This is a genomic window from Serratia inhibens (assembly GCF_003591175.1).
Lineage (GTDB): Bacteria > Pseudomonadota > Gammaproteobacteria > Enterobacterales > Enterobacteriaceae > Serratia > Serratia inhibens.
Genome location: NZ_QYYG01000008.1, coordinates 213,505 through 239,083, shown reverse-complemented (window position 1 = coordinate 239,083; position 25,579 = coordinate 213,505). Strand labels below are relative to the sequence as shown.

The following is a 25,579-nucleotide window of genomic DNA, read 5'->3' as shown; positions in this document are numbered from 1 at the left end:
CTTGCTGAAGGCAACATGATGCGGGATTAGGGCCGCCGGGGCGCGGCAGCGTTAAGGTATCTGCGCGCAAAGGCGCAATGTAGATATTTTATTTCAAAGGGATAGCAATATTTTGCGAAGTACACCGCAAGGAGGGAGGCAATACCTCTTAACAATTACGCGAACGCTGCAACACATTAGCAGGCTAACTTTGTTGCGGCCGGAGGGGCAACGGGTGTATTTAACAATTGATTAAAATAAAAATCACCTCGTTAACAAACCCCGACCGCCGACGCGTTCCGCCACGGCAGCCGCTAAATCTCATGACTTCGTACTCTAGGGTAGGGATAACATTATGTTTGGTTGGACCCCGCAACAACGCAATGCGGCTATCGCCAGCTTTTCAAGCTGGACGCTCGATGCGTTCGATTTCTTCGTGCTGGTGTTTTTGCTCAGCGATATCGCGCAATCCTTCCATGTCGGCATGGAGGAGGTGACGCTGGCGATCTTGCTGACGCTGGCAGTTCGCCCGATCGGTGCGCTGATCTTTGGCCGCGCGGCGGAAAAATACGGTCGCAAACCGATTTTGATGCTGAATATCGTCTTTTTCTCGGTGTTTGAGCTGCTGTCTGCTGCGGCGCCGTCGCTGACGGTATTTTTGCTGTTACGGGTATTGTACGGCGTGGCGATGGGCGGGATCTGGGGCGTGGCGTCATCGTTGGCGATGGAAACCATCCCGGACCGTTCACGCGGCCTGATGTCGGGGATCTTCCAGGCTGGTTATCCGTTCGGGTATCTGTTGGCGGCGGTGGTGTACGGCCTGCTGTTTGAGGTGGTGGGTTGGCGTGGCATGTTTGTGATCGGCGCAGCGCCGATTTTACTGCTGCCGTTTATTTATTATTGCGTACAGGAATCGCCGGTGTGGCTGGCGGCGCGTGAACGCAAGGAAAGCAGCGCGTTGCTGCCGGTGCTGAAGAGCCACTGGAAACTGTGCGGCTATCTGGTGTTGCTGATGGCGGCTTTCAATTTCTTCTCGCACGGCACCCAGGATATGTATCCGGTATTCCTGAAAGTTCAGCACGGTTTCGATGCTAAAACCGTCAGTATCATCGCTATTAGCTACAATATCGCATCAATTATCGGCGGGGTTTTCTTCGGCGCGCTATCGGAAAAAATTGGCCGCCGGAAAGCGATTATCATCGCTGCGCTGCTGGCTTTGCCCGTGATCCCGCTGTGGGCGTTTTCCAGCGGTTCGCTGATGCTGGGGATTGGCGCGTTCTTGATGCAATTCATGGTACAGGGTGCCTGGGGCGTGGTGCCTACTTATCTCACCGAACTGGTACCGGCCAACACCCGCGCGGTGCTGCCGGGATTCGTTTACCAGTTGGGTAATCTGATCGCATCGGTGAACGCAACGCTGCAAGCGACGATTGCTGCCCACCACGGCCATAACTATGGGCTGGCGATGGCGGTCATCGCCGGGACGGTGGCGATAGTGATCGCACTGCTGGTGTTCTTCGGCAAGGATACGCGCGGCAAGGCAATCTCTGGTGAGGTGAACACCCCAAGCCTGCACGCTAACGGTTGAAATCGCGATAGTTTGCGCGAGGTATGACCAGATTGCGTCGAATAATAACGCAAAAAAAGTGTTGTCATGCCGAGCGTGACTATGGTACCTCTGTAGGCATTAGTTCGAAACGAGCACAGTGAACAAACCTATTATGAAAGCCTTTGCCCAAGTGATTAGCCTAGTCGTGATTAGCGTGGTGGTGATTATTATCCCACCGTGCGGGGCTGCACTTGGACGAAGAAAGGCTTAGAAAACAAGCCGGAATCGCAAGAGAACCCCCGCACCGTAAGGTCCGGGGGTTTTTTATTGGCATAAGAAAAGTGGATTAAGGATAAGAGAATGAATAACAGAACAAAACCCTGCAATTGTCGAAGTAAGGCGAGGAAATAACCATGAATGGGGCTCAGTGGGTAGTACAAGCGTTGCGTGCGCAGGGAGTTGATACGGTATTCGGCTATCCGGGTGGCGCAATCATGCCGGTTTACGATGCATTGTATGACGGCGGGGTGGAACACCTGCTGTGCCGCCACGAGCAAGGCGCCGCAATGGCCGCTATCGGCTATGCCCGTTCAACCGGCAAAGTCGGCGTTTGTATCGCTACCTCCGGCCCTGGCGCCACCAATCTGATCACCGGCCTGGCTGATGCGCTGCTGGACTCTGTGCCGGTCGTGGCAATCACCGGCCAAGTGGGTTCTGCGTTGATCGGCACCGATGCCTTTCAGGAGATCGATGTTCTCGGCCTGTCTCTGGCCTGCACCAAACACAGCTTCCTGGTGGAATCACTGGACGCGCTGCCGGGCATCATGGCGGAAGCTTTCGCCATTGCCGGCAGCGGTCGCCCAGGCCCAGTGCTGATCGATATCCCGAAAGACATCCAGCTGGCGCAGGGTGACCTGCATCCGCACCTGATGCCGGTAGTGGAAGAACTGAACTATCCGGCGGCAGAGCTGGCGCAAGCCGCTGAGTTGCTGGCGCAGGCGCACAAACCGATGCTGTACGTTGGCGGCGGGGTTGGCATGGCGCAGGCAGTGCCGGCGCTGCGCGAGTTTATCGCCGTGACCGGGATGCCAAGCGTTGCCACGTTGAAAGGGCTGGGCGCGCCAGACGCGGAACACGCCTATTATCTCGGTATGCTGGGTATGCACGGTACCAAGGCCGCCAACCTGGCGGTGCAGGAATGCGATTTGCTGATCGCCGTCGGGGCGCGTTTTGACGATCGCGTGACCGGCAAGCTGAACGCGTTTGCGCCGCACGCCAAGGTGATCCATATGGATATCGACCCGGCGGAGATGAGCAAGCTGCGTCAGGCGCACGTGGCATTGCAGGGCGATTTGAAAGCGTTGCTGCCGGCTCTGCAACAGCCGTTGAATATCAGCGCCTGGCAGCGGCGGGTCGCTGAGCTGAAAGAAACCCATACCTGGCGTTACGATCACCCAGGCCAACCGATCTACGCGCCGCTGCTGCTGAAACAGTTGTCCGAGCGCAAACCGGCCAATACTGTGGTCACCACCGACGTGGGCCAGCACCAGATGTGGACCGCGCAGCACATGACCTTTGAACAGCCGGAAAACTTCATCACCTCCAGCGGTCTGGGCACCATGGGATTCGGCGTGCCGGCTGCGGTGGGCGCGCAAATGGCGCGACCGCAGGATACGGTGATCTGCGTATCGGGCGACGGTTCCTTCATGATGAACGTGCAGGAGCTGGGCACCATCAAACGCAAACAGTTGCCGGTGAAAATCGTTTTACTGGATAACCAGCGTTTAGGCATGGTTCGACAGTGGCAGCAGCTGTTTTTTGACGGTCGTTACAGCGAAACCAACCTGTCCGATAACCCCGATTTCCTGATGTTGGCCAATGCCTTCGGTATTCCCGGCCAGCGTATCACCTGTAAAGACCAGGTGGCAGGCGCCCTCGACGCCTTACTCAACAGCGAAGGGCCCTACCTGCTGCATGTGTCCATTGATGAACTCGAAAACGTCTGGCCGCTGGTACCGCCGGGCGCCGGCAACGAAACCATGTTGGAGAAAATGTCATGATGCAGCATCAACTCTCGATCCAGGCCCGTTTCCGTCCTGAAATGTTAGAGCGCGTATTGCGCGTCGTGCGTCATCGCGGCTTTCAGGTTTGTGCTATGAATATGGTTTCGGCGGTGAATGCCGACAATATTAATATTGAATTGACCGTTGCCAGCCAGCGCCCGGTGGATCTACTGTCATCACAGTTAAGCAAACTGATGGACGTCTCCTGCGTTGAGATCCAGCAACCAACATCACAACAAATACGCGCCTGAGGCGCGAGAAGGATAAAGAATAATGACGAAGAAAGCCGATTACATTTGGTTCAATGGTGAGATGGTTCCCTGGGCTGACGCCAAAGTGCACGTGATGTCGCATGCGTTGCACTACGGCACTTCGGTGTTTGAAGGAGTCCGTTGCTACGACTCCCATAAAGGCCCGGTGGTATTCCGCCACCGCGAACATATGCAGCGTCTGCACGACTCGGCAAAAATTTATCGCATGCCGGTATCGCAAAGCGTCGATGAGCTGATGGAGGCTTGCCGCGCCACTCTGCGTAAAAACAATTTGGTCAGTGCTTATATTCGTCCGCTGGTGTTTGTTGGCGATGTCGGCATGGGGGTTAACCCACCGGCCGGTTACAAAACCGACGTGATTATCGCGGCGTTTCCTTGGGGCGCGTATCTGGGTGAAGAAGCGCTGGATCAAGGTATCGATGCGATGGTTTCTTCCTGGCAGCGCGTGGCGCCAAATACCATTCCAACGGCGGCCAAAGCCGGCGGTAACTACCTTTCCTCTCTGCTGGTGGGCAGCGAAGCGCGCCGCCACGGTTATCAGGAAGGGATTGCGCTTGACGTGCACGGTTATATTTCCGAAGGCGCAGGCGAGAACCTGTTTGAAGTGAAAGACGGCGTGCTGTTTACCCCGCCGTTCACCTCTTCCGCGCTGCCGGGCATCACTCGTGACGCCATTATCAAATTGGCGAAAGACATGGGTTTCGAAGTGCGCGAGCAGGTGTTGTCGCGCGAGTCGCTGTACCTGGCCGACGAAGTGTTCATGTCCGGCACCGCAGCGGAAATCACCCCGGTGCGCAGCGTCGACGGTATCCAGGTCGGTATCGGCAAGTGCGGCCCGGTGACCAAACAAATTCAGCAGGCGTTCTTTGGCCTGTTTACCGGCAAGACCGAAGACAAGTACGGCTGGTTGGACCCGGTAAATCAATAACGACTCTGCCCGCCGCCTTTCAAACCGCAGCGTTGTTGGCTGCAGCTTGAAATCCATAGGGTAAAACGACAGACAGACAAGAATAAATACCCAGGCGGTTCGTTCGCCGCCTGTAATGAATACATTTGGAGTGAAGAGCATGCCTAAGTACCGTTCCGCCACCACCACCCACGGCCGCAATATGGCGGGTGCCCGCGCATTATGGCGCGCGACCGGAATGACCGACGACGATTTCGGCAAGCCGATTATTGCGGTGGTCAACTCATTTACCCAGTTCGTGCCGGGCCACGTGCACTTGCGCGATTTGGGCAAACTGGTTGCAGAGCAGATCGAAGCCTCCGGCGGCGTTGCCAAAGAATTCAACACCATTGCGGTGGATGACGGTATCGCCATGGGCCACGGCGGCATGCTCTATTCCCTGCCGTCGCGCGAACTGATCGCCGACTCGGTTGAATACATGGTGAATGCCCACTGCGCCGATGCGATGGTGTGTATCTCCAACTGCGACAAAATCACCCCGGGGATGCTGATGGCGTCACTGCGCCTCAATATTCCGGTGATTTTCGTTTCAGGCGGCCCAATGGAAGCCGGCAAGACCAAGCTGTCCGACAAGATAATCAAACTGGACCTGATCGATGCGATGATCCAGGGCGCCAACCCGAACGTCAGCGACGCCGACAGCGCGCAAATCGAACGCTCCGCCTGCCCGACCTGCGGCTCCTGTTCCGGCATGTTCACCGCCAACTCGATGAACTGCCTGACCGAAGCGCTGGGCCTGTCCCAACCGGGCAATGGCTCGCTGTTGGCGACCCATGCGGACCGTAAGGATCTGTTCCTCAACGCCGGCAAGCGCATCGTTGCCCTGACCAAACGTTACTACGAGCAGGACGACGAAAGCGCGCTGCCGCGCAGCATCGCCAACAAGGCGGCGTTCGAGAACGCCATGACGCTGGATATCGCCATGGGCGGCTCGACCAATACCGTACTTCACCTGTTGGCTGCGGCGCAGGAAGGCGAGATTGATTTCACCATGGCGGACATCGATCGTCTGTCGCGCAAGGTTCCGCACCTGTGCAAAGTGGCGCCAAGCACCCAGAAATACCATATGGAAGATGTGCATCGCGCCGGCGGCGTACTGGCGATCCTCGGCGAATTGGACCGCGCGGGGCTGATGAATCGCGAGGTCGATAACATCCTGGGCCTGAAGCTGCAGGAAACGCTGGAACAGTACGACATCATGCTGACCAAAGATGAAGCCGTGAAGAAAATGTTCCGCGCCGGCCCTGCGGGCATCCGCACCACTCAGGCATTCTCGCAGGATTGCCGTTGGGATACGCTGGACGACGACCGTGCAGAGGGCTGTATCCGCTCGCTGGAAAACGCGTTCAGCCTGGAAGGGGGTTTGGCCGTGCTGTACGGCAATATGGCGCTGGACGGCAGCATAGTTAAAACCGCCGGCGTCGACAAAGATAACCTGACCTTCCGTGGCCCGGCGAAAGTCTACGAAAGCCAGGATACGGCGGTGGAAGCGATCCTCGGCGGCAAAGTGGTTGCCGGCGACGTGGTGGTCATCCGCTACGAAGGGCCAAAAGGCGGGCCGGGCATGCAGGAAATGCTGTATCCGACGACCTACCTGAAATCCATGGGTCTGGGCAAAGCCTGTGCGCTGATCACCGATGGGCGCTTCTCCGGCGGCACCTCGGGCCTGTCTATCGGCCACGTTTCTCCGGAAGCGGGCAGCGGCGGTCTGATTGCCTTAATCGAAGATGGCGACATGATCGACATCGACATTCCAAAACGCAGCATGGTGCTGGACGTCTCAGACAGCGAACTGGCGGCACGCCGCGAGGTTGAGCTGGCGCGCGGCGATCGCGCCTGGACACCGAAGAATCGTGAGCGTCAGGTTTCCTACGCCTTGCGCGCCTACGCCACCCTGGCGACCAGCGCAGACAAAGGTGCGGTGCGCGACAAGAGCAAGCTGGGAGGCTAAGCATCATGGCGGTATCACAACCCCTATCCGACGCCCCCGGCGGCGCGGAGTATTTGCGAGCGGTGCTCCGCTCGCCGGTTTACGAGGTGGCTCAGGTCACCCCGTTGCAGGCCATGAGCAAAATCTCTTCGCGACTGGGTAATACCATCTTGGTGAAGCGTGAAGATCGTCAGCCGGTGCACAGCTTCAAGCTGCGCGGGGCCTATGCGATGATCGCCAGCCTGAACGAAGAACAAAAGGCGCGCGGCGTAGTGACGGCTTCCGCCGGTAACCATGCGCAGGGCGTAGCCTACTCCGGCAAACGGCTGGGGATAAAAACGCTGATCGTGATGCCGGTATCCACCGCAGACATCAAAGTGGATGCGGTGCGCGGTTTCGGTGGCGAAGTGCTGTTGCATGGCGCCAACTTTGATGAAGCCAAGGCGCGGGCGATTGAGCTGTCGCAGAAACAGGGTATGACCTTCGTACCGCCGTTCGATCATCCAACGGTGATTGCCGGACAGGGCACGTTGGCGATGGAATTGCTGCAGCAGGACGCGCATCTTGACCGGGTGTTCGTGCCGGTTGGCGGTGGCGGTCTGGCGGCCGGCGTGGCGGTGCTGATCAAGCAACTGATGCCGCAAATCAAAGTGATCGGCGTGGAGGCGGAGGACTCCGCCTGCCTGCGTGCGGCGCTGGATGCCGGACATCCGGTGGATCTGGCGCGCGTCGGGCTGTTTGCCGAAGGCGTGGCGGTGAAACGCATCGGTGACGAAACCTTCCGCCTGTGCCGGGAATACCTGGACGACGTGATCACCGTCGACAGCGACGCCATCTGTGCGGCGGTCAAAGACTTGTTCGAAGACGTGCGCGCCATTGCCGAGCCATCCGGCGCGCTGGCGCTGGCGGGGTTGAAAAAGTATGTGCAGCAGCACAATATTCAGGGCGAGCGCCTGGCGCACGTTCTGTCCGGCGCCAACCTGAACTTCCACGGATTGCGTTACGTGTCCGAACGTTGCGAATTGGGCGAACAGCGTGAAGCGCTGCTGGCGGTGACCATTCCAGAGCAGAAAGGCAGCTTCCTGAAGTTCTGCCAACTGCTGGGCGGGCGCTCGGTGACCGAGTTCAACTACCGCTATGCCGATGCGGATAATGCCTGCATTTTTGTCGGTGTTCGCCTGACGCGCGGTCATGCCGAACGGCTGGAAATCATCGACGAGCTTAACGCCGACGGTTATCAGGTGGTGGATCTGTCCGATGACGAAATGGCCAAGCTGCACGTGCGCTACATGGTGGGCGGGCGTCCTTCGAAGCCACTGCGCGAACGTCTGTACAGCTTTGAATTCCCGGAGTCGCCGGGCGCGCTGCTGAAGTTCCTGCAGACCTTGGGTACCCACTGGAATATCTCGCTGTTCCATTATCGCAGCCATGGCACCGATTTTGGCCGCGTATTGGCGGGCTTCGAGCTGTCGCAGACCGAACCCGAGTTTGAGCAACACTTGCAGGCGTTGGGCTACGACTGCCACGATGAAACCGATAACCCGGCGTTCCGCTTTTTCTTGCAGGGCTAAGGGAACCGACAAGGACGGCGTATGACAGACAGTTTCACCGGTTTCAGCCAGCAGGGCCTGAATTTTCTGCAACAGGTGCGTATCGAGAACGACAAAGACTGGTTTGAGGCCAATCGTGGCGTTTACGAGCGGGAGCTGCTGACGCCGTTTCGTTCGCTGGTGGCCGAGCTTAGCCCGGCCATGCTGGCTATCGATCCGCAGTTTGAAACCCGGCCGGCGATCGGTAAAACGTTGTCGCGTATCCATCGCGACACGCGTTTTTCTCATGACAAATCGCGTTATCGCAGCCGCATGTGGCTGACGTTCAAACGACCAAGCAAAGACTGGAAGGACGCGCCGGTGTATTTCTTCGAACTGGGTCCGGATATGCTGCGCTATGGGCTGGGTTATTACAGTGCCAACAAGCCGACGATGGATCTGTTCCGCCATACGCTGCAGCGCCGGCCGCAGCCGTTTTTAGAGGTAGCGGCCTGCTGCCGGCCACCGTTCGAACTGGTAGGGGAAAGCTACAAGCGCCCGCTGGTGAAAGAGCAGGCGGCGGAGATTGCCACCTGGTACAACCGCAAATCCTTCGCGGTGATGGCCAGCGACAGCCAGGTAGAAAAGCTGTTCAGCGCCGGCCTGGTGCAGACGCTGACACGGGGTTTCCAACAGCTTGAGCCGCTGTATCACTGGCTGATGCAGGTGGAAACGATGAAGCAAATCGATCCGGCTGATTTATGAATACCCGCCGTCTTTCAAGCCGCAGCGTTGTTGGCTGCAACTTGAAATCCATAGGGTATTTTTATCAACGCAATGGTTTCGTTTTAAAGATTTTCGACCGTTTATAGCAGGTGCCAAAAAGCTTCGATCAGCGGATCGCCGAGGCGTTTTTTCTGTACGCAAACGCCCAGTTCAAACGGCTCGACCATCGAAATATTTTCCAGCTGCGAGATGCGGTTACGCACCGGCTCAGGGCTGTTGTCTACCACTACGCCGGGGATCAGCGCAATGCCGCAGCCCAGCGCTACCATCGAGACAATGGCCTCGTGACCGCCGACGGTGGCGTAAATCAGCGGATTGGCGATGCGTTGGCGGCGGAACCACAGTTCGATGCGTTTTCGCGACGGGCCGTGCTCCGGCAGGATAAACGGAATGGTGGCCCAGTCGGGTTTCTCGGCAAACGCCTGGCTGCGGACCGCGCAGGGGAGCGCCGGCGCAATCAGTACCAGCGGGATTTCGCCGATTTTAGTGAACGCCACGCTGGTGGGCAGGGTTTCTGGCCGGCCGGCAATGCCGAGGTCGGCTTCGTTGGACTGCACCTTATCGACTGCGTCGGCGGCGTCGCCGGTGGTCAGTTTGATTTCCACCAAGGGATGCTGCGCCCGGAATCTGTCGAGGATCGGCGGCAGATGGCTGTAGGCGGCGGTAACCGAGCAAAACAGCCGCAATTCGCCGCTCAGCGAAGGGCCGTGCTGGCCCAGCGAATGTTTCAACTGCTGGTATTGCAACAATGTATGCTGGGCAAACTCTTTCAGCTGTTCACCGGCATCGGTGAGCTGCACGGTGCGGTTATCGCGCAAAAACAGCGGTTGCCCGAGGATCTCCTCCAGCCGTTGGATCTGGCGGGAAAGCGTCGACGGGCTGACGTGCATCGCCTTGGCGGTACGGCCAAAATGCTGGCTTTCCGCCAGATGGAGGAACAGTTTTAAATCACGTAAATCCATATCGGTACGCTCGCAGCAAGAGTGTTGCATAAATTGCAATATCACATTCGTAATATATCAATTTAAGCAACGCGTTTCCTGTTATACATTGAGTTTAACGAATCTCCGCACAGACAGGGCGGGGAATGAAAATAACATCGATAAGCTAAATCGACACAACATCTAACTGGAGCTCTACCATGGCTAACTATTTCAACACATTGAACCTGCGTCAGCAGTTGGCGCAATTGGGTAAGTGTCGTTTCATGGCACGCGACGAATTTGCGGATGAAGCCGGCTACCTGAAAGGCAAAAAAGTGGTGATCGTCGGCTGTGGCGCACAGGGCCTGAACCAGGGTCTGAACATGCGTGACTCGGGCCTGGACGTTGCCTATGCCCTGCGCAAAGAAGCCATCGACGAGAAGCGCCCTTCATGGCGTAAAGCGACCGAGAACGGCTTCAAAGTCGGTACCTACGAAGATCTGATCCCGCAGGCGGACCTGGTGGTTAACCTGACGCCGGACAAACAGCACACCGCAGTGGTTCGCGCAGTACAGCCGCTGATGAAAGACGGCGCAGCGCTGGGCTACTCTCACGGCTTCAACATCGTTGAAGTGGGCGAGCAGGTACGTAAAGACATCACCGTGGTGATGGTAGCGCCAAAATGCCCGGGTACCGAAGTGCGTGAAGAATACAAACGCGGTTTCGGCGTGCCGACCCTGATTGCGGTTCACCCGGAAAACGACCCGAAAGGCGAAGGCATGGCGATCGCCAAGGCCTGGGCAGCCGCGACCGGCGGCCACCGTGCCGGCGTGCTGGAGTCCTCCTTCGTTGCCGAAGTGAAATCCGACCTGATGGGTGAGCAAACCATTCTGTGCGGCATGTTGCAGGCGGGTTCGCTGCTGTGCTTCGACAAACTGGTTGCTGAAGGCACCGAGCCGGCTTACGCAGAAAAACTGATTCAGTTCGGCTGGGAAACCATCACCGAAGCGCTGAAGCAGGGCGGCATCACCCTGATGATGGATCGCCTGTCCAACCCGGCCAAGCTGCGCGCTTATGCGCTGTCCGAGCAACTGAAAGAGATCATGGCGCCGCTGTTCCAGAAACACATGGACGACATCATCTCCGGCGCTTTCTCCAGCGGCATGATGGCCGACTGGGCAGAAGACGACGTAAAACTGCTGAACTGGCGTGAAGAGACCGGCAAATCGGCATTCGAGAATGCGCCGCAGTTCGAAGGAAAAATCAGCGAGCAGGAATACTTCGATAACGGCGTGCTGATGGTCGCTATGGTGAAAGCAGGCGTTGAGCTGGCGTTCGAAACCATGGTTGACGCAGGCATCATCGAAGAATCCGCTTACTACGAGTCGTTGCACGAGCTGCCGCTGATCGCCAATACCATCGCGCGTAAGCGTCTGTATGAAATGAACGTGGTTATCTCTGATACCGCTGAATACGGCAACTACCTGTTCGCTAATGCCGCAGTGCCGTTGCTGAAAGAGTTTATGACAACTCTGCAGGCCGGTGATTTGGGTAAATCCGTAGCCGGTACTTCGGTAGACAACGCGCAACTGCGTGACGTGAACGAAGCGGTGCGCAATCACCCAATCGAATCCGTTGGCCGCAAACTGCGTGGTTATATGACTGATATGAAACGTATCGCGGTGGCAGGCTAAATACCCGTCGTCTTCCAAGCTGCAGCGTTGTTATTCCAGCGACTAAGGGCTTAGCATATTGAGCCCAATAAAAAGGCCAGCATTGTTGCTGGCCTTTCGCATTTCTACGGAGCCGGGATTATTGCGGCATGGCGGCGAGTGGAATAATCGCCCCGCGATACTGAATCACCGTGCCGGCAGTCAGATGGCCGCGCTGTGCCGCCTGTGCCGCATCGCCGCCGGTTAAACGTACCGCCAGGTAACCGGCACTGAAGGAATCCCCTGCGGCGGTGGTATCTACCACCTTCTCTTTCGGCAACCGTAGCGCCGGGATCTCAAGCTCGGTGCCTTCGGCGCTAAATACCAGGCAGGCCTCTGCACCGCGTTTGATCACAATCTCCGTCACACCCAATGCCTGTGTGCGACGGACTACCTGTTCCACCGGCTGGTTGCCCCACAGCAAGTCTTCATCGTCCAGCGTCAGGAAAGCGATGTCGGTACAGGCCAGCACATCGCGATAAACCTGTTGAGTTTCCTCGCGGTTCTGCCACAGGCGCGGCCGATAGTTATTATCGAAAATCACTTTCCCGCCGTTGGCGCGGCACTGACGCAGCAACGCCAGCAATCGGGTGCGACTGGCCGGATTGAGAATGGCCACGCTGATACCGCTGAGGTACAGGTAATCGAATTGGGCCAGATGCTCGCACAGGCTCTCCGCCTGCGGTCCTTCCAGCCAGTAGCGTGCGGCGGCGTCGTTGCGCCAGTAATAAAAGGTGCGTTCACCCGTGTCATCGGTTTCGATCACGTACAGCCCCGGCAGCTTGTTTTCCAGCCGTTGGATCAAATCGGTTTTAACCTTTTCCTGTTGCCAGGCCTGCAGCATTTCCTGGCTGAAGCTGTCGGTGCCGAGGGCAGTGACGTAATGCACCTGCAGCGCGGTTTCCGGTACCTGTCGGGCAATGTAGACGGCGGTATTTAAGGTATCGCCGCCAAAGCCGCGGCTGAGATCCGCGCCTTTCTGCGACAGCTCAATCATGCATTCGCCGATCACGGCAAGTTTCTGGGTGGTCATAGTCAACGGCCCTGGCTGAAAGGAAGAAGAAAACAAAGGGATGCGCAATGCCTCCAGTCTCAACGCAAGGGCGGGGGGAGTCAATGTAAATAAAACGACGTTTTAATTAATTTATGATCGCGATCGGGAAACTGAAAAGTTTCCCGATGCGAAGCGAGCCGACTGCCACTATTTAGCGGCTGCACGCAGGTCGGTGACGCTATGGCCACCGATACCCCAATTGTCGGTTTCTACTTCATCAATGACCACCACGGTGGTCGCCGGATTTTTCCCCAGCGTATCCACCAACAGTTGCGTCACGCCGGCGATCAGCTGTTTCTTTTGCTCCGGCGTCGCGCCTTCGCGAGTAATTTTGATATTTACGTAGGGCATATTTTTTCCTTGGTTATTGATACCGTTTTCAATGTAGAAGGCTTTTGCCGCCGCTTAAAGTTTTATCACCTCGCCGCGCCGGCAAGCTGAGGCTCTGCTCGCCTAAAGCGTGAACTCTTGCCTATCCTCGGCTAGGCTTGGTAAAGCCTGCTTATCAATTTTACTGGCAGATTAGCGTGTTCAGGGAGGCGTTATGACAAGAACAGGAAAAGTTTTCAGCTGGGTTGGCGGCATTGTGCTGCTGGTGATTGCCGTGCTGGTGGTCTTTGTGATGACCTTCGACTGGAATCGCCTTAAACCGACCATCAATGACAAGGTGTCTGCCGAATTGCAGCGGCCGTTCGCGATCCGCGGCGAGCTGGGTGTGGACTGGGCGCGTGAGAAAGATCAGGGCGGCTGGCGCGCCTGGGTGCCGTGGCCGCATATTCATGCCGAAGACATCGTGCTGGGCAATCCCAAAAATATTCCCGGCGACAGCATGGTCCAGCTGCAGCGCGCCGATGCCAGCATCGCACCGCTGGCGCTGCTCGGCAAAGAGGTATTGATTCCGCGCATTTGGCTGAAACAGCCGAATGCCACCTTGCAGCGGCTGGCGAACGGCGACAATAACTGGACCTTCAACCTGGCCGGTGACCCCAAACAACCGACGTCCGACTGGTCGGTGAATATTCATGACATCGTCTTCGATCGTGGTCAGATTGATTTTAAAGACGCCACGCTCAAGGCAGATTTCCGTGCGCTGATCGATCCGCTTGGCAAGCCGCTGCCGTTCAGCGAGATCACAGGAAAAAAAGACGCCGGCAAAGCGGTCACCCCCGACTATGTTTTTGGTTGGAAGGTGAAGGGCAAATACAACGGCGAGCCGCTGTCTGGCAGCGGCAAGATGGGCGGCATGCTGTCGTTGCAGAACGCGGAGGTGCCTTTCCCGCTGCAAGCCGACGTGCGCTCTGGCGCAACCCGGGTGGTGGTGGCCGGCACGCTGTCCGATCCGATGAACCTTGGCGGGTTGGATCTGCGGGTGAAATTCTCCGGCGATAGCCTGGGCAATCTGTACGCCCTGACCGGCGTGTTGCTGCCGAATACCCCGCCGTACTCTACCGATGGGCACCTGATCGCCCGGCTGCACGAGAAGGGTGGCGCGGTGTTCCAGTACCAGAAGTTCGACGGCAAAATCGGCGACAGCGATATCCGCGGCAATTTGAAGTATGTGGCCAGTGAACCGCGGCCTAAACTGAGCGGTGAAGTGCTGTCGAAACAGCTGCGCCTGGCCGATTTGGCGCCGTTGATTGGTGCGGATTCCAATACGGAAAAAGCCGGCCGTGGGGAGAAGAGCCGCCAGCCGGCCGACAAGGTGTTACCGATTGAGAAATTTGACACCAAAAGCTGGAACCTGATGGATGCGGACGTTAAATTTACCGCGCAACGCATTGAGCGCGGCAGTTCGCTGCCGCTGAGCGATCTCTCTACCCATTTACAGCTGGATAACGGCGTGATCCTGATGGACCCGTTGCGATTCGGCGTGGCCGGTGGCAACCTCAACGCCACCCTTCGTCTGGACGGCCGTAAAAACCCGATGCAAGGCCGGGTCGATATGCACGCGCGTAAATTCCAGCTTCAGCAACTGCTGCCGAACGTGGCGTCGATGAAGCGCAGCCTGGGGCAGATGAACGGGGATGCCAAACTGACCGGCAGCGGTAATTCGGTGGCCGATCTGTTGGCAACCAGCAGCGGCGAACTGCGCATGGTGGTTAACAATGGCGTGATCAGCCGTGGGCTGATGGAAATCCTCGGTCTGAATGTGGGCAACTATCTGGTGGCGAAGCTGTTTGGTGACGACGTCGTGGGCATCAACTGTGCGGCGGCGGATGTCGGTATTCGCAACGGCGTCGCCGCGCCGCGGCTGTTCGTTTTTGACACCGAGAACGCCATTATCAATATCAGCGGCAATACCAATTTGGCCACCGAACGGCTGGATCTGTCCATCGATCCGGAAAGCAAGGGGATGCGCGTGCTGACGCTGCGCTCACCCTTGTATGTGAAAGGCACCTTCAAGCACCCGGATGCCGGCGTTAAAACCGGCCCGCTGATTGCGCGCGGTGCGGCTGCGGTGGCGCTGGGTGTGGTGCTGACACCGGCAGCTGCCTTGCTGGCGTTGGTTTCCCCGAGCGAAGGCGGCGATGAAAACCAATGCGGGCAAATCCTGCAAAAAATGAAGCAAAAGAAATGATCTCAATGGCCCGCCAGGTGGGCCATTTTACTTCAACACCCGGCAGTCGTGATCCTGAATCTCTTCTGACGAGGCCAGCGTAAAGGGCAGCAGGCTGCGTTCGGTGGCCAGCAGCAGGAAGTCGCCGCCCGGGAGTGCGGTCATCGCCAGGCCAAAGCTGCCCATGCGGCCCTTGGCGCGCGGGACACCCTCGGCCAACAGGCGGAAAGCGCCCTGCCTGGCCAATTCGTTGGGAGTGACCCGGCGCACCAGATAGTCATGGCCCAACAGGCCGCCGGGCAGCGGTTGCCACTGTTCGCTATAATCCGCCGCAAACTGCGCCAGCTGCGTTTTTACCGCCGGCAGCAGGCAGGAAATATGAATGTGCAACTGATTCTGGCTGCGGCCATATTCTGAATTAATCGCCAGTGAAATATCTGCGTTATCAATCTCTTTGCCATATTTATCCGCCATGAAATGGCGCGCCGCCCAGGCTTGCGCAAAGAAGTTTGGGGTGGCGGCTTCCAGCACCGTCGGGCTTTCAATACCGCTAATTTTAGCGCTTGGCATCAGTAAATACTGCAGCGGCCCGTTGCGATCCTTAAACACGACAAAGCCGGCCTGCGTGTCAACCTGTGCGCAGGGCGCCGGGTTATTGTGCGCCTGCTGGTTGGGCAAGCACTGTTGGCTGACGATGCGCCAAAGCGCGTCCGGGTGGGACGGTTTCAGCCCGAACCAGGCAGCCAGCGACAGGGCGATAATCATCAGGGGAACAAGGTACCAATACAGCCTGCGACGCAGAGACATCATCGATTTCCGTTCAACGGGAGGAGGGCACAGCATAGTCTGACTTTATGACAGGAGACAAAGCGGGAAGTGCGGCCCCGAGGGGGGGCCGCAAAACAAGGATTACAGCGACAGATCCCGTGTCTCTTTCATCAGCAGCAAGGCGATCAGCGTGAGGCTGGCCATCGCTGCCAGATAGAGGCCGACGTAGAACAGACCGTAGTGGGTCGCCAGCCAGGTCGCAATATAAGGTGCGACCGAAGCCCCGAGGATCGACGCCACGTTGTAGGAGAACGATGCGCCGGTATAGCGCACTTCAGTCGGGAACAGTTCCGGCAGCAGCGCGCCCATCGGGCCGAAGGTCAGGCCCATGATGCTCAGACCGCACAGCAGGAAGCCCATCACCAGCGCCTGATTGCCGGAGCCCAACAGGCTTGGGAACAGGAAGGCGAAGGCGATCATCAGCAGAGTAATGGCGATCATGGTCTTGCGGCGGCCAAAGGCATCCGCCAACAGGCCGGCAATCGGCACCATCACGCCGAAACCGATCACCGCCACCATCAGCATCCACAGGAAAGTATTGCGTGAGTAGCCCAGCCCCAGCGGCTGCGCCGTGGTGCCGTAGGTCATCGAGTAAACCGTCATCAGGTAAAACAGGGTATAGGTCGCCAGCATGATGAAGGTGCCGAGAATGGTCGCCTTCAGATGCTTGCTCAGCAGGGTGCCGAGCGGGATTTTTACCTGCTTGCCGGCTTTCGCCACCTTGGCGAACACCGGGGTTTCATGCAGCGATACGCGGACATACAGCCCGATCAGCACCAGCACGGCAGACAGGATAAAGGGCACGCGCCAGCCCCATTCCATAAACTGCTGGTCGGTCAGCAGCCAGGAGAGCAGCAGGAAGGTGCCGTTGGCGAAGAAGAAGCCGATAGGCGCACCCAACTGCGGGAACGAGCCGTACAGCGCGCGCTTTTTAGCCGGCGCATTCTCGGTGGCCAGCAAGGCCGCGCCGCCCCATTCTCCGCCCAGACCAAGCCCCTGGCCAAAACGTGCCAGTGCCAGCAGGATAGGTGCAAAGATGCCAATGGTTTCGTAGCTCGGCAGCAGGCCGATCAGCACGGTAGAAATCCCCATGGTGAGCAGCGAGGCGACCAGCGTCACTTTGCGGCCCACGCGATCGCCGAAGTGGCCAAACAGCGCCGAGCCAATCGGGCGCGCAATAAAGGCGACGGCGAAGGTGGCCAGAGATTGCAGCGTGGCAGTGGTCGGGTCACCTTGTGGGAAGAAGATATGCGGGAATACGATCACCGCAGCGGTGGCGTAAATATAAAAATCGAAAAACTCGATGGCGGTACCGACCAGCGAGGCGACAATCACTTTTCCGCGTGAGTTTACCGGTGTTGACGCCTCGTCGGCGTCCAGAGTTGGTGCGATGGATGCTTGCATAGTGTTTCTTATTTTTTGAATTTGTAAAAATCCATCTTAGTCATAGCAAAATGCCTTTTCAATGATGAAACTTTGTACAATACCGCTATTAACCGGTTAAAAAGCTTAATGTTTCAACGCTGCGTTTCTCTGCAGGTTTTAACGTTGCAAAATGAATAATATACGGACTTAATCGCTGTAAAAATCGGAAAGAAAAGTTAGCCGGTAGTTTGTTATGCTGGTTTTGCCAGAGCGAAAGGTTTGATTTTGGTTGTATGTGCTGGTGTTTTGACTTTATTGCAAAACAAAACACCGGCCAACGAGTGATGGCCGGTATGATTGCATTGCTTCAGGGGGCTGGCTGCTCGGATGCCGGCAGGGTTTTATCCTCTTTATACTGCGCGGTGGCGATCCAGGCGGCGCAGAACAGCGTCAGGCGGGCGAAGAAATAGAAGAACGCCATCAGCCCAATCACTGAGCCAAAGGCGGCGCCGGAAGGGGATTTAGCCACCTGCGGCAGCGTCATGGTCATCACGAACTTAATCACCTCGAAACCGATGGCGGCGAGCAGCGTCCCGCGCAGCAGCGCTTTTTTCTTCGGCTTGTGGCGAGGCAGCATCCAGAAGATCCACAAGAACAGCAGGTAGTTGGCGAAAATGGATATCGACAGTGCAATCAGCGTCATCGCCGGCCGCAGCCATTCTATTCCTTCCAGGCCCAACGCGCTGACGATTGCCGCCTGCGCCGAACCGGCGATGGAGGTCAGCGTCAGGGTAATAATCAGCGCCACTACCAGGCCGGTTAGCGAGATAAAGTCGCGGGTATATTTGAAATAGAGTTTTTCCTGGTCCTGCGGATTACGTTCCCACACGTCACGCGACTGCGCCCGGATCGCCTCACGCAGGTTGCCCATCCAACTAATGCCCGAATACAGCGCCAGCACCAGGCCGGTCAACCCCACGGTGGTGCGCTGCTGAATGGCGGTATTAACGGTATTTTTCAGCGTGCTGGCCAGCGTAGGATCGCTGATGCTGCCGACAATTTTATTGATCAACCCGGCCAGCAGGTCAGGATTGGACGCCAGCACAAAGCCGACGGCGGCGAACGATACCATCAGAATCGGGATCAGCGAGAGAAACGAAAAGTAGGTGATGGCGGCGCCAAACTGGCTGCCCAGACGATCGTTAAAGCGTTCGGTGGCGCGCAGCAGATGAGCGATGCTTGGCCAGGCTTTGATGCGCTCAACCAGACGTGAAAAACCGGAAATGCGCCGGTCAATTTTCCCGTTGCCGGTTTTGATGGCGATCAGCGGCTTTTGCGGCGTTTCACTGCGGGGCTGACGGGGTTCTTTATCTGATCCTGTAGGCATTACGTCACGATGTCCTTAACGATAAATAGGCTGTCTCAGCCTTGATTATAGCCAAAATGCCCGCCGATTGGCCGCCGGGAGCGGCAACCGGGCAATTTATGAGCTTATCGGTGCTGGACCGGTGGCCAACGGCGTGCGGTATGGAGAACCCGGAGAACCTGCAGATGGCTGTAGGTAAGACGGTAAATCAGCAGGTAGCGGTGTCTGATAACGATTTCATGCGTTGACGCAATTCGGCCCCTTTTGTATAGCTTCGGATGTTGGCAGGCACGCTCCACCGCAGCCTCGAACTCATCATCCAGCGCTATTGCGGCGGTCGGATTATCCTTTGCAATGTATTCCATAATTGCCTCACGATCCTCCAGCGCCATTGGTTTCCATTCCAATTGCATGACATATCCTTATTTGCGTAATGCAGCCTTCTTTTGGGCGAATAACGCCTGAGCATCGTTGTGAGAGAGGGCCGGCCGTGAGTCGTCCATCGAAGCTTGAACCTGTTCGCGCAGCCACTCTTCATAAGCTGCAGCCTGATGCGCGCGCTTCAAAGCCAGAGAGCGGTCCGGGCGCAGGGTTGCATCTGTACTATGGGGATCGTAATTTTTGGCATTGACCTCGAAGCGGACAATCCCGATATCCTGCAGATAAGTGACCAATGTTTCCAACCGTTTGAATACCCTTATTTGCTTGCTGCGTTGTGCTGCCAGTGGGTACTCTGCATGACCAAAGGACACTTTTAACGCCCACCCACCCGGTTGCCCGATAACCTGAGCACCGTTGATTTCGCCTGCCGCTGCCAACCGACACAGCGTGGCATGTTCAATAGTATCAGCCATCATTCCGTTTCCTTTTTTCATCGACTCTTGAGTATTGCAATTAACTATTAATTGCACAACCGGTTCTCTCTGGATGCGGCTCTGTTATCGCTAACCCGATAGGTAAAATTCTTATATCAGCCGCCTGACTGCGCGGTTTTTTTCATTCGCCGCCCGCCAATTTTTATCTATTTCATCACCAAGAAAGCGTTTACTCATGGGGTGGCGCTGCGGTTTACCTATCGCGGCGTTGCTGCAGCCGTAGGGGCTGGAACGGTTTCAATTGTTATCAATAGAGAAAATGGAAGGTCATATGAAATTACTTAATCATCCCACCTGTCGTCCGTTTACCGAAGCGGGCACTTTGACACAGATTTCCGCCTATTATGAGGAAGAGCGGCACATCATGTGGATGCTGCTGCGCGCCGAGCCGCGTCCTTGCTTCAATCAGGCGCTGATCGAAGACATCATGACGCTGGCGCAGGCGGCAAAAGAGTCGTCGCTGCAGTTTGATTTTTGGGTGACCGGTTCGCTGGTGCCGAACATGTTCAACGTCGGCGGCGATCTGCAGTTCTTCGCCGAAGCGATTAAAAACCGCAAACGTGAGGCGATGATGGCTTACGCGCGCGCCTGCATTGATTGTGTGCACGCGGCGGCGCGCGGGTTCGATACCGGAGCGGTCAGCATAGCGATGGTGGAGGGCAGTGCGCTGGGCGGGGGGTTTGAGGCGGCGCTGGCGCATCATTTTGTTCTGGCGCAGAACAATGCACGCATGGGTTTCCCGGAAATTGCCTTCAATCTGTTCCCCGGTATGGGCGGCTATTCGCTGGTGGCGCGCAAGGCGGGCATGCGTTTGGCGGAGGAGCTTATCTGGAGCGGCGAGTCGCACACTGCCGAATGGTTTGAAAGCCGTGGTCTGGTCGATCAACTTTTCCAGCCCGGTGATGCCTATATAGCCACCCGCACCTTTATCGATACCATCCGGCCCAAGTTGAACGGCATGCGCGCCATGTTGCGCGCTCGCCAGCGGGTATTGCAGCTTACGCGTTCCGAGTTGATGGATATCACCGAAGATTGGGTGCATTCGGCTTTCACTATCGAGGAGAAGGACCGCGCCTATATCGAACGTCTGGTTATGCTGCAGGATCGTCATACGCTGAACCTGCGTCGTGCCGGCTGATGTAACCTGCCCGCATTACGCTGAGGGGGGTGACGGGCAATAAGACTGCAGCCAATGTTCCAGCTGTTCCGGGAGCATTGGCCGCGCAAACAGGAATCCCTGTTTTTCGTCCACGCCCACCTCATCCAGGAACCTGTTCTCGCTTTCAGTCTCAACGCCTTCGGCGATCACCCGGAATTTCAGCGCCTCGGCCGCCGCAACGATAGCGCGCACCAGCGACTGTGAAACCGGATTGAAATTCACGCCGCGCACAAAGCTCTTATCCAGCTTAATGGCATCCAGCGGGATACGCGCCAGCTGCGCCAGCGAGGAATAACCGGTGCCGAAGTCGTCAAGATGAACCTGTGCACCCAATTCGCGTAGCCGGGTGATGACCGCGCGCGCACGTTTCTCATCCTCAATCAGGCTGCTTTCCGTCAGTTCGAAGTCCAGCAGGCATGGCGTTAACTGGTTGTGCTGCAGCACGTTGATCAGATCCTCCACGATGGAGTCATCAACCAACTGACGTGCGGAAAGATTTACGGCGACCCGCAGTGCCAGCCCCTGCCGTTGCCATTGAGCGGCCTGTTTGGCCGCGGTTTGCAGCACCCACCGGCCGAGCGGGCCAATCAGCCCGGACTCTTCAGCGTAAGAGATGAATTGCAACGGCGGGATCAGGCCGCGTTCGGGCGAGTTCCAACGCACCAGGGCTTCCACGCTGCGCACCGTGCCGCTGAGCGCATCGATTTTCGGTTGGTAATAAACCACCAGTTGATTCTGCTCCAGACCTTTGCGCAGGTTGGTGTCCAGCCACATATATTCCGCGACTCGCTTGTTCATTTCCGGTGAGAACACGGTAAAGGTACGTTTGCCGTGCTCTTTGGCGACGTACATGGCGGTGTCGGCGCTACGGATCAAGCCGTCGAGATCGTTACCGTGTTCCGGACACAGCGCGATACCAATCGAACAGCCGGTATAGACTTCGATAAGGCCGATGCGGAAGGGCGTTTTCAACCGGTCGATAATACGCCGGGCCAACTGTTGCAACTGCTCGCGATTGGCCTGTTGGGCCAGCACCAGAAATTCGTCGCCCCCAAGGCGCGCCAGAACCTGATCGGGTTCAAGACAGCCGAGCACCGCCAGCGACACCTCCATCAACAAGCGATCGCCGAACATATGCCCGTAGGCGTCGTTCACTTTTTTGAAATTATCGAGATCGAGGTACACCAACCCAACGTTGTTGTCACCACGTGCCGCAATGGCCTGGATAATTTTGTCCTGAATGGCGTTGCGATTGGGCAAGCCGGTGATGATGTCGGTATTGGCCAGCACCCGCAGGCGCTCTTGGGCCCGGCGTTCTTCAGTGATGTCGGTGCCTGAGCAAATCAGGAAGACCTCGTTTTTTCCGCTACCGCTATGGACGAATTTGTTGCGGAACAAAAACAGCCGCTCGCCTTTTACCGTTTTGACCCAGCGTTCAACCTCGTAGGATGAACCATTGCGGAAAAAACCGGCGATATTTCGCCGCGATGCCGCCGCTTCTTCCGGGCTCATAAACAGCTGAAAGACGTTTTTGCCTATGACATCATGTTCATGCAGGCCGGTATATTCTTCGCTCAGGCGGTTGAAACGTTGGATGCGGCCATGCTGATCGACAATCACAATCACCGAATTGGCTTCTGATACCACCTGTTCGGCAAAGGAAAGCCCATGCACCAGATCGCGGGCAACCGACTTGGTGTCGCTGAAAGCGGAAGCGGTGCCGGCCCATTCCAGCTTGTTGATCCGGCGGCCTACCAGGTGCAAATGGATCGGTTCGCCGACCAGCGTAATTGAGATATCCAGGCTGGCGGTAATGCCGCTCAGGCGCCGGATTTTTGCCGCCTGCATGGCGCTGAGCGCTACGGCCATATGAGCTTTGCCTTTGACCGCGGACAGCTCCAGGGCATTGCTGTCGAACGCCAGCCGCCAGTAGGGGCTGTTGGTGCCAAAGTGGGCGTTAAGAAGCATAGGACCTTGGTCTGCGAACATGATGATTCCTCAAAAGGGCACGACAGCCAGGTCTCCGCAATGAGCGTAGCAGCAGTTTTCAGGCTCGGTAGCGGCCGCAGTGCACGTATCTCCATCATATAACACGTTTTTCACGGGCGGGCATGGGTGATGAAACTATTATATAAGCAATAATTAGTTTTGCTGTGTAAATGTCCCATTTGCCGCCGGTTGCTTTGAGTGTAAGAGAAAAACCCTCAGTCACGGGAAACGCGTACGGTTTCTGCCCATAGGGGCCGCCATATTGTTGAAGGGCGGTTGCAGCGGATGAGGGTAAATTATAATAAAGGGGAGGTACGGCAGGAATAACTCCATTGGGGGGAATTTTAATTTCCTCAGGCAATCAAAATTTCCGGACAATAGGCACTTTCTTCATAATTTACTCAAAGTTGTCGAATAAATCTGTTTTGGGTTTTAAAAAATTTACACAGAATCGCATTACTCTATGTTTAACGGCCTACTATTATCCCCGACGAACGAAAGAAGAGCCTGTTCACGTACAGCGCTCCTGATGAAGAATAATTTTAAGGAAATGATTATGCGTAAACTGACCGCTTTATTTGTAGCTTCTACTCTGGCTCTGGGCTCTGCTTCCATGGCCTTCGCCGCCGACACCACTGCGGCACCGGCTACGGCTGACGCCGCACCGATGAAAATGATGCACCATAAAGGTGAAGGCAAAGGTGGGCCATTTGCCGGCCTGAACCTGACCGAACAACAACGCCAGCAAATGCGCGACATCATGAAAGAATCGCATCAGAATCGCGGTGCGGGCGTAAAAGAGGAACGTCAGGCGTTGCATAACCTGGTGGCCAGCGACAGCTTCGATGAAGCAAAAGTGAAATCCCAAATTGATACCATCAGCAAAGCGCAGTCCGAACATATGCTGGAACGCGCCAAAGCGGAAAATAAAATGTATAACCTGCTGACCCCTGAGCAGAAAAAACAATACAATGAGAATTATCAGAAACGCGAACAGAAAATGATGGACCACATGAATAAAATGAAATCGAAAATGGCGACCGAACAGTAATAACATCATGGGGTAAATAAAAAGGGCCAGATTATTCATCTGGCCCTTTTGCTTATGCTCAGCTATTGCTGGCCAAAAAGTCGTTCTCCAATCGGGCAATGAGAATAAAAATCATCCGGCGCATAAGTAATCTGCTGAAATTGTTCGGCAATGACCTGCGCAAAACGCGGATCGTTAATATGATAAGGCGTTTTTATCAGCCGACGTCTGTTTGTTTGCTGCAGCGTGTCTTCCAGCGCTTGCACAAAAGCAGCCAGTGCGAGCGGATCCCAAAACGGCTGGCCCGGTGCATCCAGGGCTGACACGCCTCCTTCCGGAATGACGAATCTCACTTCACCTGCGCAGGCATTCATTTTTTCCCCGATCCAGCGTCCGATAAGGGAATTCTCCTGTGCGGTGGTGCGCACCAGAGTGACCTGTGGGTTGTGGTGATGCAGCTGACGCCCGGCATAGCGATCCGGCACGGTTTTTGGCGAGCCGAAGTTGATCATATCCAATGCGCCACAGGAGAGTACGCAAGGGATACCGGTGCGCGCGATGGCGCTGAAGCGATCCTTATCGCAGGGCAAAACGCCGCCGAACAGATAATCTGCCACCTCGGTGGTTGTCAGATCCAGCGCGGCGTTCAGTAAACGGCTGTCGATCAGTTTTTCCAGCGCCCTGCCGCCGCTACCGGTAGCATGGAACACCAGGCAGTCCCAGTGAGGTTCAAGAGCGGCAACCACCGCTCGTATGCAGGGCGTGGTGACGCCAAACATCGTCAGACCTATCGCGGGTTTGTCATCGGCGTCATCGTGGGTGGCGAAGCGCACCGCCCCGACAATCTGATGTGCTGCATTGCTCAACACCCGGCGTGACAGGCGATTTAAGCCAGCGATATCGGTCACAGAGTACAACATACCAATATCGCTGGTACCGACATAAGCGGAGACGTCCCCCGCTGCCATGCTCGACACCATCAGTTTTGGCAGGCCGATAGGTAGTTGCTGCATCGCCGGAGTGATGATGGCGGTGCCGCCGGAGCCACCCAGGCCAAGCAGGGCGGCAATGTCATGACGCGTCAGGATAAAATGTTTAAACGCGACCGCCATGGCGTCGATAGCCTGACCGCGACAGGAGCAGAATACCGCTTCGGCTCCTTCGGGGTGATGGCTGGCGACTTCCGCGGCGCAAATATCGGCCAGCGAGCTTTCAGAGTCGCTACGGGTGGAGAGATCTACGGTAATAGTGGGCAAATCGTGCCCGGCGATAAGCTGGCGTACATACTCCAACTCTTGTCCTTTAGTATCTGCTGTGGTAGCAATGTAGACAGAATTTGAAGTATTACTCATTGTAATTTCCTGGATAATTCTATTTTTATAATTAAAATTATAACGTTATCTAATTATTTGGAACCCTGGCGTTGGATGATTAAGTTAAAATAACTAATGTATTTACATAATGAGACGACAGTATCATTTTTGCAAGACCATTTTTCAGTCTGAAGTGAGATTCCAGTCTCATTTTGGGTTTCTTAATGTTGCCGACAAAGCAGGATGCAGTCGGTTTGAAGGTGAACGCGTATTTCCCGGCTGGGAAAATGCGAAGAAGTATGAGGTTGACGTGCCGATAACTGCTTTTCCTGT

The 25,579-nt window shown here is 56.4% G+C and carries 22 protein-coding genes; 12 read left to right on the top strand and 10 right to left on the bottom strand.

What is annotated here, in order from left to right; all coding sequences use genetic code 11:
* The first annotated feature begins 334 nt into the window (after nt 1–334).
* From D4100_RS21120 to D4100_RS21085, 8 genes are all read left to right on the top strand, one after another.
* On the top strand, nt 335–1,567 hold the full coding sequence (locus D4100_RS21120; RefSeq protein WP_119805188.1) for an MFS transporter: 1,233 nt from the start codon (nt 335–337) through the stop codon (nt 1,565–1,567).
* A gap of 133 nt (nt 1,568–1,700) precedes the next feature.
* Nucleotides 1,701–1,799, top strand: coding sequence for an ilv operon leader peptide (gene ilvL, locus D4100_RS21115; RefSeq protein ID WP_013814970.1), 99 nt, complete (start codon nt 1,701–1,703; stop codon nt 1,797–1,799).
* A 142-nt stretch (nt 1,800–1,941) separates the two neighbouring features.
* Nucleotides 1,942–3,588, top strand: a complete 1,647-nt coding sequence (gene ilvG, locus D4100_RS21110; RefSeq protein WP_065506781.1) for an acetolactate synthase 2 catalytic subunit — start codon at nt 1,942–1,944, stop codon at nt 3,586–3,588.
* A complete protein-coding gene (gene ilvM / locus D4100_RS21105; protein ID WP_065506780.1) occupies nt 3,585–3,842 on the top strand; it encodes an acetolactate synthase 2 small subunit in 258 nt (85 codons plus the stop codon). The genes ilvG and ilvM overlap by 4 nt, the downstream gene beginning before the upstream one ends.
* Nucleotides 3,843–3,864: 22 nt before the next feature.
* Nucleotides 3,865–4,791 carry a branched-chain-amino-acid transaminase gene (gene ilvE / locus D4100_RS21100; RefSeq protein ID WP_065506779.1) on the top strand — a complete coding sequence of 309 codons (927 nt, stop codon included), beginning with the start codon at nt 3,865–3,867 and terminating at the stop codon, nt 4,789–4,791.
* A 139-nt stretch (nt 4,792–4,930) separates the two neighbouring features.
* Complete coding sequence (gene ilvD, locus D4100_RS21095; protein ID WP_065506778.1) at nt 4,931–6,781, top strand: dihydroxy-acid dehydratase; 1,851 nt, start codon at nt 4,931–4,933, stop codon at nt 6,779–6,781.
* 5 nt (nt 6,782–6,786) lie between these two features.
* Nucleotides 6,787–8,331: a threonine ammonia-lyase, biosynthetic gene (gene ilvA / locus D4100_RS21090; RefSeq protein WP_065506777.1), complete on the top strand. Its 1,545-nt coding sequence runs from the start codon at nt 6,787–6,789 to the stop codon at nt 8,329–8,331.
* A 21-nt stretch (nt 8,332–8,352) separates the two neighbouring features.
* Nucleotides 8,353–9,054 carry a DUF2461 domain-containing protein gene (locus D4100_RS21085; protein ID WP_119805187.1) on the top strand — a complete coding sequence of 234 codons (702 nt, stop codon included), beginning with the start codon at nt 8,353–8,355 and terminating at the stop codon, nt 9,052–9,054.
* A 101-nt stretch (nt 9,055–9,155) separates the two neighbouring features.
* Here D4100_RS21085 and ilvY read toward each other — a convergent pair whose 3' ends face one another.
* Nucleotides 9,156–10,037 carry an HTH-type transcriptional activator IlvY gene (gene ilvY, locus D4100_RS21080; protein ID WP_065506876.1) on the bottom strand — a complete coding sequence of 294 codons (882 nt, stop codon included), beginning with the start codon at nt 10,035–10,037 and terminating at the stop codon, nt 9,156–9,158.
* Nucleotides 10,038–10,216: 179 nt separating this feature from the next.
* On the opposite strand from ilvY, the gene ilvC reads away from it, so the two are divergent.
* Entirely contained in the window at nt 10,217–11,692 is a 1,476-nt protein-coding gene (ilvC, locus tag D4100_RS21075; protein ID WP_062869030.1) for a ketol-acid reductoisomerase, read from the top strand.
* A 118-nt stretch (nt 11,693–11,810) separates the two neighbouring features.
* On the opposite strand, the gene kdgK is transcribed toward ilvC, so the two are convergent.
* The gene (kdgK, locus tag D4100_RS21070) at nt 11,811–12,743 is read right to left on the bottom strand and encodes a 2-dehydro-3-deoxygluconokinase (RefSeq protein WP_065506775.1); all 933 of its coding nucleotides are present in this window, start codon (nt 12,741–12,743) and stop codon (nt 11,811–11,813) included.
* 168 nt (nt 12,744–12,911) lie between these two features.
* Nucleotides 12,912–13,148 carry a 4-oxalocrotonate tautomerase family protein gene (locus D4100_RS21065; protein ID WP_257784496.1) on the bottom strand — a complete coding sequence of 79 codons (237 nt, stop codon included), beginning with the start codon at nt 13,146–13,148 and terminating at the stop codon, nt 12,912–12,914.
* 160 nt (nt 13,149–13,308) lie between these two features.
* Between D4100_RS21065 and D4100_RS21060 the strand changes: the two genes are divergently transcribed.
* Nucleotides 13,309–15,342 carry an AsmA family protein gene (locus tag D4100_RS21060; protein ID WP_119805186.1) on the top strand — a complete coding sequence of 678 codons (2,034 nt, stop codon included), beginning with the start codon at nt 13,309–13,311 and terminating at the stop codon, nt 15,340–15,342.
* Between the two features lie 27 nt (nt 15,343–15,369).
* Here D4100_RS21060 and D4100_RS21055 read toward each other — a convergent pair whose 3' ends face one another.
* From D4100_RS21055 to D4100_RS21035, 5 genes are all read right to left on the bottom strand, one after another.
* Nucleotides 15,370–16,131 (bottom strand): CDP-diacylglycerol diphosphatase, encoded by a 762-nt coding sequence (locus tag D4100_RS21055; RefSeq protein WP_081304056.1) that lies wholly within the window; start codon nt 16,129–16,131, stop codon nt 15,370–15,372.
* Nucleotides 16,132–16,230: 99 nt separating this feature from the next.
* Nucleotides 16,231–17,553: an MFS transporter gene (locus D4100_RS21050; protein ID WP_065506772.1), complete on the bottom strand. Its 1,323-nt coding sequence runs from the start codon at nt 17,551–17,553 to the stop codon at nt 16,231–16,233.
* A gap of 328 nt (nt 17,554–17,881) precedes the next feature.
* Nucleotides 17,882–18,901 (bottom strand): inner membrane protein YhjD, encoded by a 1,020-nt coding sequence (gene yhjD, locus D4100_RS21045; RefSeq protein WP_065506771.1) that lies wholly within the window; start codon nt 18,899–18,901, stop codon nt 17,882–17,884.
* 104 nt (nt 18,902–19,005) lie between these two features.
* Entirely contained in the window at nt 19,006–19,293 is a 288-nt protein-coding gene (locus tag D4100_RS21040) for a type II toxin-antitoxin system RelE/ParE family toxin (RefSeq protein ID WP_119805185.1), read from the bottom strand.
* A 9-nt stretch (nt 19,294–19,302) separates the two neighbouring features.
* The gene (locus D4100_RS21035; RefSeq protein WP_065506769.1) at nt 19,303–19,737 is read right to left on the bottom strand and encodes an antitoxin PaaA2 family protein; all 435 of its coding nucleotides are present in this window, start codon (nt 19,735–19,737) and stop codon (nt 19,303–19,305) included.
* A gap of 289 nt (nt 19,738–20,026) precedes the next feature.
* Here D4100_RS21035 and D4100_RS21030 point away from each other — a divergent pair, with 289 nt between their 5' ends.
* Nucleotides 20,027–20,893 carry a crotonase/enoyl-CoA hydratase family protein gene (locus D4100_RS21030; protein WP_006328758.1) on the top strand — a complete coding sequence of 289 codons (867 nt, stop codon included), beginning with the start codon at nt 20,027–20,029 and terminating at the stop codon, nt 20,891–20,893.
* Nucleotides 20,894–20,908: 15 nt separating this feature from the next.
* Here D4100_RS21030 and pdeR read toward each other — a convergent pair whose 3' ends face one another.
* Nucleotides 20,909–22,903 (bottom strand): cyclic di-GMP phosphodiesterase, encoded by a 1,995-nt coding sequence (gene pdeR, locus D4100_RS21025; RefSeq protein WP_119805184.1) that lies wholly within the window; start codon nt 22,901–22,903, stop codon nt 20,909–20,911.
* Nucleotides 22,904–23,459: 556 nt separating this feature from the next.
* On the opposite strand from pdeR, the gene spy reads away from it, so the two are divergent.
* A complete protein-coding gene (gene spy / locus D4100_RS21020) occupies nt 23,460–23,954 on the top strand; it encodes an ATP-independent periplasmic protein-refolding chaperone Spy (protein WP_065506767.1) in 495 nt (164 codons plus the stop codon).
* Nucleotides 23,955–24,016: 62 nt separating this feature from the next.
* Here spy and D4100_RS21015 read toward each other — a convergent pair whose 3' ends face one another.
* Nucleotides 24,017–25,285 (bottom strand): Tm-1-like ATP-binding domain-containing protein, encoded by a 1,269-nt coding sequence (locus D4100_RS21015; protein ID WP_119805183.1) that lies wholly within the window; start codon nt 25,283–25,285, stop codon nt 24,017–24,019.
* Nucleotides 25,286–25,579: the final 294 nt, after the last annotated feature.

Bases quoted from the DNA above. Each gene is read 5' to 3' on its own strand.
- D4100_RS21120 (WP_119805188.1), top strand. From the start codon at position 335: ATGTTTGGTTGGACCCCGCAACAACGCAATGCGGCTATCGCCAGCTTT.
- ilvL (WP_013814970.1), top strand. From the start codon at position 1,701: ATGAAAGCCTTTGCCCAAGTGATTAGCCTAGTCGTGATTAGCGTGGTG.
- ilvG (WP_065506781.1), top strand. From the start codon at position 1,942: ATGAATGGGGCTCAGTGGGTAGTACAAGCGTTGCGTGCGCAGGGAGTT.
- ilvM (WP_065506780.1), top strand. From the start codon at position 3,585: ATGATGCAGCATCAACTCTCGATCCAGGCCCGTTTCCGTCCTGAAATG.
- ilvE (WP_065506779.1), top strand. From the start codon at position 3,865: ATGACGAAGAAAGCCGATTACATTTGGTTCAATGGTGAGATGGTTCCC.
- ilvD (WP_065506778.1), top strand. From the start codon at position 4,931: ATGCCTAAGTACCGTTCCGCCACCACCACCCACGGCCGCAATATGGCG.
- ilvA (WP_065506777.1), top strand. From the start codon at position 6,787: ATGGCGGTATCACAACCCCTATCCGACGCCCCCGGCGGCGCGGAGTAT.
- D4100_RS21085 (WP_119805187.1), top strand. From the start codon at position 8,353: ATGACAGACAGTTTCACCGGTTTCAGCCAGCAGGGCCTGAATTTTCTG.
- ilvY (WP_065506876.1), bottom strand. From the start codon at position 10,037: ATGGATTTACGTGATTTAAAACTGTTCCTCCATCTGGCGGAAAGCCAG.
- ilvC (WP_062869030.1), top strand. From the start codon at position 10,217: ATGGCTAACTATTTCAACACATTGAACCTGCGTCAGCAGTTGGCGCAA.
- kdgK (WP_065506775.1), bottom strand. From the start codon at position 12,743: ATGACCACCCAGAAACTTGCCGTGATCGGCGAATGCATGATTGAGCTG.
- D4100_RS21060 (WP_119805186.1), top strand. From the start codon at position 13,309: ATGACAAGAACAGGAAAAGTTTTCAGCTGGGTTGGCGGCATTGTGCTG.
- D4100_RS21055 (WP_081304056.1), bottom strand. From the start codon at position 16,131: ATGATGTCTCTGCGTCGCAGGCTGTATTGGTACCTTGTTCCCCTGATG.
- D4100_RS21050 (WP_065506772.1), bottom strand. From the start codon at position 17,553: ATGCAAGCATCCATCGCACCAACTCTGGACGCCGACGAGGCGTCAACA.
- yhjD (WP_065506771.1), bottom strand. From the start codon at position 18,901: ATGCCTACAGGATCAGATAAAGAACCCCGTCAGCCCCGCAGTGAAACG.
- D4100_RS21040 (WP_119805185.1), bottom strand. From the start codon at position 19,293: ATGCAATTGGAATGGAAACCAATGGCGCTGGAGGATCGTGAGGCAATT.
- D4100_RS21035 (WP_065506769.1), bottom strand. From the start codon at position 19,737: ATGATGGCTGATACTATTGAACATGCCACGCTGTGTCGGTTGGCAGCG.
- D4100_RS21030 (WP_006328758.1), top strand. From the start codon at position 20,027: ATGAAATTACTTAATCATCCCACCTGTCGTCCGTTTACCGAAGCGGGC.
- pdeR (WP_119805184.1), bottom strand. From the start codon at position 22,903: ATGTTCGCAGACCAAGGTCCTATGCTTCTTAACGCCCACTTTGGCACC.
- spy (WP_065506767.1), top strand. From the start codon at position 23,460: ATGCGTAAACTGACCGCTTTATTTGTAGCTTCTACTCTGGCTCTGGGC.
- D4100_RS21015 (WP_119805183.1), bottom strand. From the start codon at position 25,285: ATGAGTAATACTTCAAATTCTGTCTACATTGCTACCACAGCAGATACT.